The organism is Gilliamella mensalis, from assembly GCF_900103085.1.
Lineage (GTDB): Bacteria > Pseudomonadota > Gammaproteobacteria > Enterobacterales > Orbaceae > Gilliamella > Gilliamella mensalis.
In genome coordinates, this window is sequence record NZ_FMWR01000002.1 from 54400 (window position 1) to 69531 (window position 15132).

13 protein-coding genes and 1 riboswitch are annotated in these 15132 nt (G+C 34.5%); of the genes, 6 read left to right on the forward strand and 7 right to left on the reverse strand.

Translation table 11 applies throughout. The features are described 5' to 3' along the window. Nucleotides 1–34: 34 nt before the first annotated feature. The 6 genes from BQ5209_RS00580 to coaA all read right to left on the reverse strand — a co-directional run bounded on the left by BQ5209_RS00580 (nucleotide 35) and on the right by coaA (nucleotide 8940). Nucleotides 35–5191 carry an alpha-2-macroglobulin family protein gene (locus tag BQ5209_RS00580; RefSeq protein WP_167370285.1) on the reverse strand — a complete coding sequence of 1719 codons (5157 nt, stop codon included), beginning with the start codon at nucleotides 5189–5191 and terminating at the stop codon, nucleotides 35–37. Between the two features lie 270 nt (nucleotides 5192–5461). Further along, entirely contained in the window at nucleotides 5462–6142 is a 681-nt protein-coding gene (locus tag BQ5209_RS00585; RefSeq protein WP_085246645.1) for a 7-cyano-7-deazaguanine/7-aminomethyl-7-deazaguanine transporter, read from the reverse strand. A gap of 46 nt (nucleotides 6143–6188) precedes the next feature. Next, a complete protein-coding gene (queC, locus tag BQ5209_RS00590; RefSeq protein ID WP_085246646.1) occupies nucleotides 6189–6848 on the reverse strand; it encodes a 7-cyano-7-deazaguanine synthase QueC in 660 nt (219 codons plus the stop codon). A gap of 29 nt (nucleotides 6849–6877) precedes the next feature. Further along, complete coding sequence (queF, locus tag BQ5209_RS00595; RefSeq protein WP_085246647.1) at nucleotides 6878–7351, reverse strand: preQ(1) synthase; 474 nt, start codon at nucleotides 7349–7351, stop codon at nucleotides 6878–6880. 3 nt (nucleotides 7352–7354) lie between these two features. Then, nucleotides 7355–7399: riboswitch (PreQ1 riboswitch) on the reverse strand. 156 nt (nucleotides 7400–7555) lie between these two features. Then, nucleotides 7556–7984 (reverse strand): DUF1090 domain-containing protein, encoded by a 429-nt coding sequence (locus BQ5209_RS00600; RefSeq protein ID WP_085246648.1) that lies wholly within the window; start codon nucleotides 7982–7984, stop codon nucleotides 7556–7558. A 20-nt stretch (nucleotides 7985–8004) separates the two neighbouring features. Continuing rightward, nucleotides 8005–8940 carry a type I pantothenate kinase gene (gene coaA / locus BQ5209_RS00605; protein ID WP_085246649.1) on the reverse strand — a complete coding sequence of 312 codons (936 nt, stop codon included), beginning with the start codon at nucleotides 8938–8940 and terminating at the stop codon, nucleotides 8005–8007. A gap of 169 nt (nucleotides 8941–9109) precedes the next feature. Between coaA and yihI the strand changes: the two genes are divergently transcribed. The 3 genes from yihI (at nucleotide 9110) to BQ5209_RS00620 (ending at nucleotide 12339) form a co-directional block, all read left to right on the forward strand. Then, nucleotides 9110–9601: a Der GTPase-activating protein YihI gene (gene yihI, locus BQ5209_RS00610; protein ID WP_085246650.1), complete on the forward strand. Its 492-nt coding sequence runs from the start codon at nucleotides 9110–9112 to the stop codon at nucleotides 9599–9601. 326 nt (nucleotides 9602–9927) lie between these two features. Then, nucleotides 9928–11298, forward strand: coding sequence for an oxygen-independent coproporphyrinogen III oxidase (hemN, locus tag BQ5209_RS00615; protein ID WP_085246651.1), 1371 nt, complete (start codon nucleotides 9928–9930; stop codon nucleotides 11296–11298). Between the two features lie 195 nt (nucleotides 11299–11493). Next, nucleotides 11494–12339, forward strand: a complete 846-nt coding sequence (locus tag BQ5209_RS00620) for a hypothetical protein (RefSeq protein ID WP_085246652.1) — start codon at nucleotides 11494–11496, stop codon at nucleotides 12337–12339. Nucleotides 12340–12430: 91 nt separating this feature from the next. Here the strand turns inward: BQ5209_RS00620 and rsmC are convergent, their stop codons facing one another. Further along, complete coding sequence (gene rsmC / locus BQ5209_RS00625; protein WP_085246797.1) at nucleotides 12431–13465, reverse strand: 16S rRNA (guanine(1207)-N(2))-methyltransferase RsmC; 1035 nt, start codon at nucleotides 13463–13465, stop codon at nucleotides 12431–12433. Between the two features lie 95 nt (nucleotides 13466–13560). On the opposite strand from rsmC, the gene BQ5209_RS00630 reads away from it, so the two are divergent. From BQ5209_RS00630 to BQ5209_RS00640, 3 genes are read left to right on the forward strand one after another with little or no spacing between them, the layout of a single operon-like run. After that, nucleotides 13561–13968 carry a DNA polymerase III subunit psi gene (locus tag BQ5209_RS00630; protein WP_085246653.1) on the forward strand — a complete coding sequence of 136 codons (408 nt, stop codon included), beginning with the start codon at nucleotides 13561–13563 and terminating at the stop codon, nucleotides 13966–13968. After that, nucleotides 13937–14398 carry a ribosomal protein S18-alanine N-acetyltransferase gene (rimI, locus tag BQ5209_RS00635; protein WP_085246654.1) on the forward strand — a complete coding sequence of 154 codons (462 nt, stop codon included), beginning with the start codon at nucleotides 13937–13939 and terminating at the stop codon, nucleotides 14396–14398. Before BQ5209_RS00630 ends, rimI begins: the two co-directional genes overlap by 32 nt. 32 nt (nucleotides 14399–14430) lie before the next feature. Beyond that, entirely contained in the window at nucleotides 14431–15069 is a 639-nt protein-coding gene (locus BQ5209_RS00640; protein WP_085246655.1) for a thiamine diphosphokinase, read from the forward strand. Nucleotides 15070–15132: the final 63 nt, after the last annotated feature.

Consider the following 15132-nt stretch of genomic DNA (forward strand, 5'->3'; position numbering starts at 1 on the left):
TTTTATATCATCAATCTTAATTGTTACATAAATATTAGTGTTGCTTTGGCTCATTAGATTCTACATTGCGCTCAACAATCGACATGACTTCAACGGATTGACCAATAGCAAACCGATCAGGGCGATACATTGATTCAACATAGGGGTATGGAATCATATAATTACCCGCTGTCACAGCTCTGGTCAAGTAAGCGACACGAATACCATAAGTATCTTCGCTCACATAATGGTTAATATCAACGGCCGCAACATATCTATCATCACGAAATTCTTGATATTTAATATCATTGCTATCTTCATCTTTCAATAAACTAGCTAATTCAGGAATCGCCTGTAAGCTAACACTGCTGTTGGTTAGATTTTGGTTTTCTAATTCAAGACCAGCAGGTAAAAAGTCAACAATTAACGCATCATGAACAGTCTCTTTATGTGCATTAACGTCTAATACAACGACCATTAAATCACCCACTTTCATATTGTCAGGCTGAATTTTATTACCCTTCAAATCGTAGTAGGCACGTTTAACTGTTAATCTATTTTCATCACTCGTTGGTGCGGGGGCTTTTTTATCATAACCTGAAACAGTGAATTTAATATAAAGTGGCTGAGCATCTTTTGGATTCGAAATAGTTAAACCACTTGCTAAATCAGCAAAATTAAAAGATCGTAATAAAGTTGTATCTACATCATTTGAATGTTGATTGATAACTACATTAAATTTGTGTGATGATTTATGTTGTTCTAAAGACCAGCCCGCTACAAATAATGCGTTAAGTTCCTGTGTTGAAAAATAACGGGTATCATTAAGTAGATCAGATAAATGAATTAAATAATCAGCTTGTTTATCAATACTTAAATCGTTTTCAATCAATAAAGATAAAACTAATGCATTATCACGAATCGCACTACCATAGTCACCCAGCCAAGCATATTGATTATTATAACTTATTGTAAATACTTGTGGCACTAAACTGTTATAGATATTATCAAAACCAGCTAGTTTGGCAGATAGCGCTAGCTGAGCAACAGGTAATGGAGACAACACCTTAACATCATTTTCTGTGATTTGTTGAGCCATTCGATTGATTTCATTACGCATTGGTACTGTAATTTTATTTTGTTTTGCTAGCACCGCTAAAGCATACGCTTTAGTAGCAAATTGTATGTAATTACTTGCTTGTGAATTGTCATAATAGTTTTGTAAACTATTAAATGAATTAGCATCATAAATATATTGGCTAATACGTGAAATAGCCGCATTAAGCGCGTCATTATTAACATTATAACCACGTTCTTTAGCTTGTAATAAAAAGTCAGTCGCATACACGGTTAACCAATGTTCTTCTGCACTCTCTTTATTCCATAACCCAAAGCTACCATTATTGCGTTGCATTGATAAAATTCGCGAAATACCTAATTGCACGTGTTCGCGTCGCTTCTCATCCGATTCGGTTTTAATTCCCAAAGCAGCAAGCTGCTGTTGATTTGCATATAATGATGGCATTAAACCACTAATGGTCTGTTCCAAGCAGCCATATGGATAGGCAAATAATTCTTTAATATATTGAGCAATATTAAGTGGCGATTGATCTGATATGATCAATTTGCCATCAACCGTATTTTCAATCATCTCAGCAATACTATCTTTAGGTAACTGCCAACTTTCGCCACCGTTTATTGCTGCCGCATAATATTTTGTTGTTGCAGCATAAGCTGGTCTAACACCAACCTTCCATGATCGTTTAATTTGGTAATCAGAACCATCATCTAACAAAATGCCTTTGACATTAATTGTCACAATACCCTGACCATAGCCATAATCAGCAACAATTGGCACTTTAATAATTTGTCTTTGCTTACTATCGAGCGTGACTGTAGTAGGCTTAGTTGCATTTTGATGAATCAACCCAGAGGTTGAAACATCAACCTGCATTGTTTGCATTTTTTCGGTTAGATTATTTAGATCTAGCGCCAAAATTGCCTGATCACCACCCGATAAAAAGCGCGGAGTCGATAGCTCAGCAATCACTGGCGATGCAACAATCATTGTTTGTTCAGCCTTACCATAGCGACTATCATCCCATGCTTGAACCATTATGCGTAATTCACCATCAAAATTAGGCAAAGTAAGATCAACAACGCCTTCACCTTCATCATTAAGAGCAATCATTTGTAACTGCTGAGCAACAATATTGACTTCGGTTAATGGTTTTTTACTCCCTGTGCCCGCTGCGCCAAGCATAGCGTCACCACCAAAGCTCATATTCACATTACGTCCTTTACCTTCGATTAATTTACCGTATACATCGTAAAGATCGACATCATAACGTTTACGACCTAAAAATGCACTGTAAGGATCGGGTGTGGCAAAATTAGTAATGTTCAATACACCTGAATCAACAGCCGAAACCAATACTGTGACCTGATGATCTGGTTGAATTGCACTTTTATCCATTTTAACTTTTATTGGAATGATTTTTTCAGGCTCGGTCTTCTTCGGCGCTTCGATACTCATATTTAATTGTCGATTAGAAGTATCAATTGGTAAATAAAGCAATCCAATTGCTCGTTTAACCGTTTGAACAGCAGCATCAGTTGATGGGCGAATAATCATCGCATTAATATAAATATCATGACGTCCCCAATCTTGAATTGGAATTTCGACATCAAGACCGTTTTCATCAACGGTAATATCTTGTTTCCATAACATACCACTATTGGTTTCAAGTGAGATATAACCCGATCCTGCAACCGGTGCTTGTACATGTATTTTAGCAGTATCGCCAACTGAGTAGACAGTTTTATCAAGGCTTAATTTAACCTGATCTGGGCGAACAGAATTGGTACCGTTGGTGTTATCTTCCCAATTGTAACCACTTCTAAAGCGTAGGCTACTGGTGATATTATTTTTTGTATCGACAATTTCAATACGGTAAGAGCCGTAATCATCTGTTTGGTAGCTTATTTTGGTTGTACCACTTTCATCAATAGAAAGCGGTTGTTCTTGCACAACAAATTCACTTGAATTGTATTGTTGATGCCATCCAGCATCGTCAGACCAGCTCCAATAATAATTACGACGTTCACGAATAATTCTTGCCTTTAAATGACTGGTAGGCAGTTTTTTGCCGTCAATGTTGACATAAGCCACCTCAAATTCTGCATTAGCACCTTTGTCGACTGTCGGGCTATTTTCGTAACGATCCGATGACCAATCATAATAAGGCGATGTAGAAAATAGTGCCCTTACTGCTGGTATTTGCTCATTTGGCCAAATAGTTTGGCTTGCATAACGTGTAACAGAACGACCACCGGAATCAAGCAAACTTGCTTGTAAAATAACTTTAATCGGAGAGCTCAATTTACTCCAATCGCTAGTATCAATTCCAACTTGTGCGATCCCGTTTTTATCTAAAGCCACCTCAATATTATCTATTTGACGATCAAGATTACTATCAGTCACATCTCCAATTTTATAGTCGGCAATTTCTGGAATTAAATCAATTTTTCTAAGATAAATATTGCTTTCTAAATTATTACCTGCTGCTGGGGCACCATAAAGGTACCAACCTTTAACATCAAAAGTGACACGTTTATCAAGCATAATAGGTTTATTTGATGCAGTAGTAATTTCCATCGCCATGCGCTCTGGCAAGAATTCTTCCACTCGAAACCACGCGTAACGGTAATTATCATCGCCTAAATTAAAACGAAATGCCCACTTGCCCGTTGCTGCATGAGTCGGAATAACATATTGCCATTGATATAAACCATTTGAGTCAACTTGGGCATCGATAGTGAAAGTTTCAACAACTTTATTATCCGGAGACATAACATCAACCACAATAGGTTGCACTGGCAATGGCTTACCATCGGCATTACGCAAAAGCGCATTAAAATAGACCGTTTCTTCAGGACGATACAAGTCACGAGGACCAAAAGCAAATAGTTGTTTTTGATAAAAAGCAGAACCAGTTAAATTATATTCACTTAAATTTAATGCACCGTGATCCAAATTTACCAACGAAATCTGTTTGCCATCATTGGCGGTTAGTAATGCATAATCCATACCTTTTGATAAAGCCACCTCAGCATAACCTGTAGAATCGGTTTGGGCTGAAATGGTTGTACAGTTTTTATTGCTATCTCGAATACTTCTGGTACATAGCACCGATAAATTAATATCAGTAAGCGGTTTACCATTGTCCAGCCTATGGGTCATGACTGACAATTTACCGTTTTGATAAACATGAACAGCAACACCAATATTACTGATTGTAAATAGCGATGCAGGATTTGAATAATCATAGCTTCCGGCTTGATTCATAACAGCAAAATAAACACCTTCTTGCTGAAGCTGTGGAATGGAAGCAAGGTTAAGTAATACTGTTTCTTGTGAATTACGTTTTGGATTCAAATCGAATCGAGACGTATAAACTAAATCAGCAAATTTATTAATATTCTTTGCGTTCCAACTTGTCACTTGGTTAATAAGACCATAATCAGCAATAAAATCAGATAACTGTTCAGGTTTAATTTTAAAGAAATTAACATCAATTTTCTCAACATTAAGAGTAACAACCGGTAAACCACTCATTGATTTACTTGGTAGCAAAAAACCACTGCTCGCAAATCCAACCATCGGTTTGCGATCTTGCGTTTTGATTTCCGCTTGATAGACTTCTTTTAAACTGTTGCCATTAATTGCCGCTAACATTTTATCGATAGTCAGTTCTAATTCACGATTTGGTTCAAGGTATCGATGCCTTAATTCTAGCCCGTTATCTGACAGTTCCCAAGCACCATCAACATTACCTTTTTGACGATCAACTAAACGAAGCAAATTAGAAAAATTAAGATTAGGATTTAAAGGCACTGAGAAAGTAATAACTAGTGTGCTTGAACCATCAATAATAACTTCTGAACTATCAATGACTGTTAGTGTCTTACCATGATATTTTTCGATTAATTCTGAAGTTGGATTAAAAACAGGGTGGGCTGGTTCATCTTGCGCTATCTTATGGTCGTTAATAGAATCGCTAACATCAGTAGTTTTATTATTATCAATAATTCCCGTTACCGGTTGTGGGGTTATTTGTTCAGTGCTTGCATTTTGCTTAGTTTCATTATTATCACAACCGACTAATGCTAACAACAGGCTTAATACAGCTAAGTGTTTTACTAATCCCATTACTACCTCGTTTAGAGTCATTATTGCTAATCATCTTTATTATATTTTGACCACATATTATGCATGACTCTTTACTTTTTGGCAAAGCGTGTTTAATAAGCCTAATAAGGAATTTTCACAAAAAACCAAAACAAAAAAACAATTAAAATCAATATTTTTTATGATATATTTTGATGAAGGACTATTTAAGTATGAAACATAAAACTCACCAAAAATAATAATGAGCTTTATGTTTGTTAAGGTTAAATAATAAATTTTAGAGTTTAATGATCAATTGTTTTTGGGCACTGAGACTAATTTTTTTAGGATAAAATTTAAAATCATTCCGTAAAGTGGCAAAAAGAATAACCCACAAATTAGAATTTTAAAACTATAGTCCATTAACGAAATTTCGGTCCAATGATTTGCCATAAATTCATCGCTACTTTGATAAAATGCGATAGCAAAAAAGACAATAGTATCAATACCATTACCAAAGATTGCTGATGCAGTTGGTGCAACCCACCATGATTTATTTTTTCTTAAATAGTTAAAAACAGTGATATCCATCAATTGCCCAACTAGATAAGCTGCAAAACTGGCTAGCGCTATTCGAAATACAAAACTATTAAATTCGGTCAATGCCGAAAAGCCAACCCAATGTGTCTCAAAAAATAACACCGAAATAAGGTATGAAAATAGCAATGCGGGGATCATCACCACAAAAATGATCTTTCTTGCCAAACTTGCACCATAAATTCGAATGGTTAAATCGGTGGTTAAAAAGATAAATGGAAAAGTGAAAGCCCCCCATGTGGTGTGAAAACCAAAAATATCAAATGGGATTTGGACTAAATAATTGCTTGAAGCAATAACTAAAATATGAAAAAAAGCCAACCAGTAAAGCGCTTTTTGCTGTTGCCCACGGGTAAAGTTTTTTTCAATCGATTCGAAATGATTCTGTAAGTACATCTTTTTTCCTTTTTAATGGGGTGAGAGAACCCAATTATTAATAAATCTATCTAGCCGACCCAGCCATATATTCTTGCAAGCCCTTATCGCGCAGCAAACAACTAGGACACTTGCTACATCCTCCATCAACCCCGTAATAACAGGTGTGGGTATGTTGTTGGACATAATCAAGATAACCCAGTTTATCGGCCATTTCCCATGTTTGTGCTTTGGTTAAATACATCAGTGGTGTAATAAGATTAAACGCATAATCCATGGCTAAATTCATCGATACATTCATTGATTTAATAAAGATATCACGACAATCTGGATAGCCACTAAAATCGGTTTCACAAACACCAATAATAATGTCAGCAATGCCCTGCTGTTTGGCATGGCAGCCAGCTAAAAGTAAAAAGAGCATATTACGCCCATCCACAAAGGTATTAGGATAATCGCCATCTTGAGCTGCTTTAATTTCTTGTGAGTCGTCGATGAGCGCATTATTTGTGGTTTGTTTGATAACTGATGTATCAATGACAGTTTGCTTAATACCTAAATCTTTAGCGATCCATTTGGCTTTTTCAAGCTCAATGGCATGACGTTGACCATAATGAAAGCTGATTGCCTGAACGTTTTCACGTCCATAATCGGCAATGGCTTGCAGTAAGCAGGTAGTTGAGTCTTGCCCGCCGGAAAATATAACGAGTGCTTTACGAGTCTGCATTAAAAGTTCCTGTTTGGATGGATTATAAATTAGCGATTATCCACTTTTTCTGGATACATATCGTGATTAGCTAATCGATTAGCCGCAACTTGCTGCCAATGAGTACCTGATTTGCCATAGTTGGCGTAAGGATCAATCGAAATGCCACCGCGTGGTGTAAATTTGCCCCAAACTTCAATATATTTAGGATCCATTAATTTGATTAGATCTTTCATGATGATATTAATGCAATCTTCGTGATAATCACCATGATTACGAAAGCTAAATAGGTAGAGTTTTAGCGATTTACTTTCGACCATTTTAATATTGGGTACATACGAAATATAAATCGTCGCAAAATCAGGCTGACCAGTGATAGGGCAAAGGCTAGTAAATTCTGGGCAATTAAATTTAACAAAATAGTCGTTGTTCGGATGTTTATTATCGAACGTTTCGAGTATTTCAGGACAATAGGTTGTAGGATAGCGAACAGACTGATCGCCTAGTAGTGTAATTTTATTCATGATGTTTCCTTAGTTTTTTAGCGTGGGAGGTTTACGAACCACGTAACAAGCCGCACACCATACTCTTTTTAAATAAAAAAGTCTAGTGTGGTAAAGAATACAAAATATCAAACTAACACCATCAACAATAACCATTGATAGTGTTAATGATAAAAACACGGTGGAAAAGCAAGCAAAGTGGGTAAATAATCTATCTGTTACTGCTTATCTTAATTTTAATTCTTGATAAAATTTAGCTAATTCAGCTTTAGCTTCATTGAGTTCTTTTTCCGCATCGGCTAATTTGGCTTGTTGTTTGGCAATTTTGTGCTCATTACCTTTTGTTTTTGCCTGATTCAATTTTTGAGTTCTTTTGACAACTTTATCTGTCTTTTCTTGGATTTTTTTATTATATTTTTCTTCTAACTTGTCATTTGAACAATAATTATTGATATCATGTAATGCCTTTTCAAGCCCTTGAACTTGGTGAGAATTATTATTTTTTTTGGCATAATCAATCTGTGTTTCAATAGTTTGTTTTTTGCTTTCACACGTTAATCCTTCAGAATGTTCTGAAGCATAAGCACCAAGCGAAAATAAACTTGCCAAAGTAATAATGGTTACTTTAGTCATGACTCGAATTACTGATTTCATATCAATTCCCCCCCTTTACCCTATTTTCTTAATTGAACCAAATCAACTTTGTGATCTTTACCTTTAGTCAGGATTAAACTAGCCCTTTCCTTTGTAGGTAAGATGTTTTCAACCAAATTTAACTCATTAATTTCACGCCAAAGGCGATTAGCAATGTTGACGGCCTCTTGTTCTGGCAGCTTTGAGTAGTGGTTAAAGTAAGAGTTGGGGTCACTAAATGCACCAGCTCTAAATTTTAAAAAGCGGTTCACATACCAATCATGTAGTAACGAAACATCGGCATCCACATAAATGGAGAAATCGACATAATCAGAGACAAAAACACGATTATTCGCTTGCGGATAATTCAAGGTACTTTGTAGTACATTTAATCCTTCGAGAATCAAAATATCTGGGCTATCAATAACGATTTCTTCATCTTCGACAATATCATAAACTAGATGAGAATACACAGGTGCTTTAACGTTTGCTTGTCCTGATTTTATATCTGCAACAAAATTGATCAGTTTTTTAATATCGTATGATTGTGGAAAGCCTTTTTTATTCATTATTCCACGTTCTTCAAGGTATTTATTTGGATATAAAAATCCATCGGTTGTCACTAAAGCTACTTTACGATGTTCTGGCCAACGCGTTAGCAACGCCTGTAATACCCGTGCTGTTGTACTCTTACCTACTGCAACGCTCCCAGCAATACCGATGATATAAGGAATTTTTTGACTTTTACCTAAAAACTTAGACAATACCGCCTGCCGACTAAAACTATTACTAATATAATAATTAAGCAATCTTGATAAAGGTAAATAGATGTCACTAACCTCACCCATAGATAAGTCTTCATTAATGCCTTGTAAAGAAGTTAACTCATCAGGGGTTAGCGTCATCGGTATCGCATTACGTAAACTTGCCCATTCTTGACGGTTAAATTGCATATAAGGGCTCAAATGATTTTTCATTTTATCTTGTCTCTAATTCGATCTAACAAAATTATTGGGCTCAGATTATACATAAATCTCTTTTTTTACAATCTTAAATTAGTATGAATGCTTCATCATAGCTATATTTTAGACTTACTGATAAAATACGTGCGTTAAATGATTAACCCTAATATTAAACAGAGATTATATGTTAAAAAATAAATCGAAACAAAAAACTAAAAAAAGCCGTCAAGAAATCAACGAAGAGTCTCGTGAACTAAAACGTAAACGTAAGCACAAAGGCTTGCCAAGTGGCTCTCGCTTTAATAATCAAGATAATAACAAAAATAAAAATTTGACAAACAAAAGCAAAGATCCACGTGTTGGTAGCAAAAAGCCGATTTCACTAATTATTGAAGGCTCTAATAATGTAATAAAACCCGTTAAACAACCGAAACCGGCTAAAACAGTTTTATCGCCACAACAAGAATTAGAACAATTAGAGAACGATCCAAAATTAGATATGCTACTTGATTTAGTCGAACAAAATAGCAAACTCACTAAAGAGCAACAAACTTATCTTGATAGCAAATTAAATCGTATTGATGAGTTGATGCAAGCGCTGGGTTATAGTGATGATGATTTTGAAGAGCAAGACGAAAAGAAAGAGGATATTGTTAGTTTATTAAAACGAAACTAATGAGAGTAAATATAATTAATATTTGTGAGAGTATATTTTCCGATACGAGCAGAAATATCATCCCAATGGTTAAATTTCTGCTCGTGATTTAAACGCGAAATCCATTATATTTATATAGTTAATTGACAATTTAAAAGCGAGCGAATCATCGTGCTAATATTAATTATGTTAAGTTTATATTTTGGGTTATTAATTAGCACATTGTTATATTTAAATAAAACCAATCGAATCAAAATTAAAACAAAAATCAAGAACCAACAAAAATCAATATTAAAAATTCATAAAAATAACCAGACTAAAAATAGACTTAAACGGAAGTAAAAAGCATGACTAATATGCAATTATGGGATCAAGCATTAATTGAAAAATATAATTACTCGGGTCCACGATATACCTCTTACCCTACTGCACTTGAATTTAATGAAAACTTTAATGAGCAGGATTTTTTATCGGCAGCAGCACGTTACCCGACAAAGCCATTATCGCTTTATGTGCATATTCCGTTTTGCCATAAACTTTGTTATTTTTGTGGTTGTAATAAACTTATTACCCGCCAAACGCAAAAAGTTACCAAATACTTAGATGTTTTAGATATTGAAATTGCCGAACGCGCCAAATTATTTAAAAATCGAACAGTAACCCAAATGCACTGGGGTGGCGGTACACCAACTTTTTTAAGCAATGATGAAATCACTCGACTAATAACTTCGCTAAAAAAGCATTTCAATTTTACAGATCACGCTGAACTTTCGATCGAAATCGATCCGCGAGAAATTACCCTACAAACTATTGATCATTTAGCTCACGTGGGATTTAATCGATTAAGCATGGGAATTCAAGATTTTAATCATGAAATACAAAATCTGATTAATCGCGAACAAGATGAAACATTAATACGTGCTCTTATTAATCAAGCTCGAAAAAATAATTTTGACTCCATTAGTTTAGATCTCATTTATGGCTTACCCAAACAAACAGTTACTAGTTTTACCGAAACGCTCAATAAAGTGATTGATATCTCCCCCGATCGTTTAAGTGTATTTAATTACGCCCACTTGCCGAGCCGTTTTGCAGCGCAGCGTAAAATTAAAGATGATGATTTACCTAATGCTAATCAAAAATTACAGATTTTATACACAAGTATTCAAAAACTAACCGAAGCAGGATATCAATTTATCGGTATGGATCATTTTGCCAAACCCACCGATGAACTAGCAATTGCCCAACAAAAAAATCAATTGCACCGTAATTTTCAGGGTTACACAACGCAAGGGGAGGCAGATTTACTTGGGCTGGGTGTGTCAGCCATTAGTATGTTAGGTGATAGTTATGCGCAAAACCAAAAAGATCTTAGATCTTATCAAACGCAAGTTGAACAAAAAGGTCATGGATTATGGAAAGGATTCACCTTAAATCGTGATGATATTATTCGTCGTGATGTAATCAAGCAACTCATTTGCCACTTTTATTTAGATAAAAAAGCAATAGAAGAACAATTTCATATCCAGTTCGATAACTATTTTGCTGAGGACTTAAAACTACTCGCTCCATTGCAACAAGATGGGTTAGTTACAGTAAATGACAAGATAATTAAAGTTCAACCTAAAGGGCATTTACTGATACGCAATATTTGTATGTGCTTTGATATTTATATGCGAAAAATGGCGAGGCAACAGCAGTTTTCTAGGGTTATTTAATTTGAAGTCATTTTTCAAATGACTATAAACAACGCGAGTAATTTCTACAAAGAAAATATTATGATAAGATTTAGCCTATTATAATAAAAAGAAAGTAATAACTTATTTATTTTATTGTGATTAAAGGTTAGCTTTTAAATTCACAATTTCAGCCTTTAGACATAAAATTTTTATTTTTAATAAGGAATCGATGAAATGGGATTGATGAATAAAGTAGTAGAAGTATTTCCAACTCGCCCTTTAAAAGTTATGAAACTAAAGCAAGAAGGCATATTACACCAAATAAAAAGAATATTTGCGATAATATTTTTCTTTGTGTTAGCTATGTTTATGGCCCTGAATTATTATCCCGGATTAATTGAAGATTATAAAATATCACGGAATCCAGTTGTGGTTGACTATCATGCAGAAGTAAAATGTAATACAAGACGTATTATTGAGCATTGTTCAGTGAAAATTACCACTAATACAGGACAAGTTATTAGGCGTGCTATCCTTGGTGGAATAAACAAAAATAATCAAGTTGTAACTGTGGCTTCTGCCGATGATCCTTCACTAGTAACAATCAATTTAGCTATTGATAATATGCTGAGGGTATTTGTAATTACGACTGTTCTTACTCTTTTTTTTATGTTGCCTGTATGGATGAGTTTAGTAACTATCTTAAGAATACATAAAATGAGAAAAGTTATCAATGAAATCAATGGACAAAGATTAACACCTGCTATTGTTCCGATTAAATTAACATCTTATGGTAAAATGATAATTGCTATATATCATGCAAAAAATGCTCAAGGTGTAGATGTTAAATGTGTAACCCCTTTTAATAAAAACTTAAACGGTGGACCAATTATTATAGGTGATATGACTAAAAATAAATGTAATGTCTTGGCCGTAATGGGAAAAAAGAATCCGGTTCCTATTCTTCTTGATCAAAACTTTACGCGTTGTGATTTTACTGATAATGAAATTCAAGCATTAAAAACAGTTCTTATCAATAGTAGTGAATTCAGGTTAAGTCTAAATATTCACATGTTATAAATAGAGCGATAGCATCGCCCTATTTTTTAGGGCTTATGATATGTATTGCAACTTATTTTTCTTTTAAGACAAAATAAACAAACTGCACTTATTAATGGCTTGCTAGATAAACCTTAAATTTTGTCGTTTGGGCAATCACTTCAACGCTTTTAAATGTTTCATCTAAAATGGTTTGATACGGTAAAAATGAATTTGCCACAATGCACAAATAACCATTTAATTTTAGGTGTTTTTTCGCCTCTTTAATTAGCGCATTAACGGCTGTGTAATTTGTCTCTTTGCCATCATGAAAAGGTGGATTAGAAACAATTAAATGATATTTATCATTCAGATTAGAAAAAACATCACTCGCCACAACGGTTGCATTCACGTTGTTACTGTTTAATGTTACTTTACTTGATTCAATTGCTGCACTACTTACATCGGATAACGTTAGTACAATATCGGGGTATAATTTACCTAGTACCGTGGATAAGATGCCCGAACCACATCCCACATCTAATACATTACCTTTAATAATATCAGTACGATCCATTAATGCATTTAAGAGTAATTCACTGCCAGCATCTAACCCTTTTTGGCTAAACACGCCGGGTAAACTTTTGATTTCAATATTCTGTTTTTCAATAGTTAAATGATAACTTAACCACCACTCATCAAGATTAAAGGCTAAACGGCTATCCGCCTGAAAGTGGTATAAACCACAACGCCTTGCACTATCGATTTTTTGAATTGTACCAAAATCACTCAATAATGCTTCCACGCTTTTTACACCTGTTCTATTTTCACCAATGATAAAAATATCGCTACCTTTTGGCATATTATGCAATAAATAAGAAAGTTGAAATTGCGCTTCGCTTTTCGTTTTTGGCCAATAGTAAATTAGTGTATCCATACCAACATAAAGTTCTGCTTCTGGCAATAATGAAAAATGAGTATTCTTGCCACGGGCACTATTTTTTAAACGCAAATAAGTATGAAATTGTGTGCAATGAATCTTAACTTGATTTGCCGACATAATAGCCGGATAGCTATCTTGAATATCGCCAGCTATAATCACATTTTTATCGTTAAAAAATGTTTGATGACGTTCAAGCACTTGACTTGCTGGAGTAAAAGCAGATATTGCCATATTTCCTCAATGAAAAACCTTTATAATTTGATGCGTTGATTATACAATTAACTATCCTTAATCTCTAATAAAAAAACAGCAAGTCAATAATGACACAACAAGATTGGTACCTAAAACAGTGCAATATAACGCAATATGTTTTGCGTAACACGAATGTCTTTAAAGGCGAAATCGCACCCCATATTAGTGATAAGATCCGTTTAATTGTCGTTGCCAAGCAGCAACCTACCCAAAAAATCTATTTAGATATATTAAATGCGATTAGCCTTACTCAAGATCAGGTGTTAGTATTAACACCATCCCAACTCATTATACCAGCAAATGATATCAAGACTGTGGTTTGGTTTATTGATGTTAAGCCCGAAGAATCTTGGCAAAACCCATTAACCATTCAAACCGCTAGCTTAGATCAGCTTGCAAAAGCACCACAACAAAAACGCCTACTTTGGCAACAATTATGTCAATATGAAAACTATTTCCACCCTGAACGAACATGATTTAACAAAAGCCTTTGAACTAGAACTGATCTGTCATACAATCCCCTGGTCAAAACAGACATTCTTTTCAAACCAAGGTGATCGTTACTTAAATTTTAAAATAACGATTGATAACCAAATAGCAGGATTTTGTATCTGCCAACAAGTCGCTGATGAAGCCAATTTATTTAATATTGCAATACATCCCGATTTTAGAAAACAGGGACTAGCAAAGGCTTTGCTCAATCATTTGATAGACACGTTAATAACCATAAAATCGCCTTGTCCGATTTCAACGCTTTGGCTTGAAGTGAGACAATCAAATACACCAGCAATTGCGCTATACCATGCTCTAGGGTTTAACCAAATAACGGTTCGAAAAAATTATTATCCAACAACCGATGGTAAACAAGAAGACGCAATTATCATGGCTTACACGTTAGCTTTATAATTAACGAATCAGGTACTAAAAAAGGAAAGCAGATGTCACAAAATAAAGCCTTACTCTTTGTTAATGGTGATCCACCACCATTACATGTCTTTTGCAATTTAGAAAAGTATACCTATATCGCTTGCACTGATGGTGCTTACCATAATTATTTGTCCACATCATCAATCCAACCTGACTTTCTTATTGGTGATTTAGACAGTTATAATCCCAATGGTAAAATTCCACCAAAAACTGAAATTATTCACACACCCGATCAAAATAAAACAGATTTTGAAAAAGCACTTTTATTTTTAATAAGTAAAGGGATAACTTCATTTGATGTATTTGGAGCTACAGGTCGAGCAAGCGATCACTTTTTGGGAAATATTTCTGTTGCAATGCAATATTATCATCAATATCAAATCACATTTTATGATAACTATTGTCATTTCTTTTTTATCAAACATTATCAAAAAATGACGAATGTAAAAGATCATATTATTTCATTAATTCCACTTTCCAAAGTAACAGGATTAACCATTACCGGCTTTCAGTACCCTTTGATTGACCAGACTCTATCCCTAGGTAGCAGCATTAGTTTAAGAAATAAAGCGATTAGCGATGTAGTTACAATATCTTTTAAAGACGGTGATTTAATGGTTTTTATTGAAGATTCAAAGAATGTTAATTGACATAAGCTTTTATGTTAATTTACAATAAATTTACAAAAAGCAAGTATAATTATTAGTCAAGGA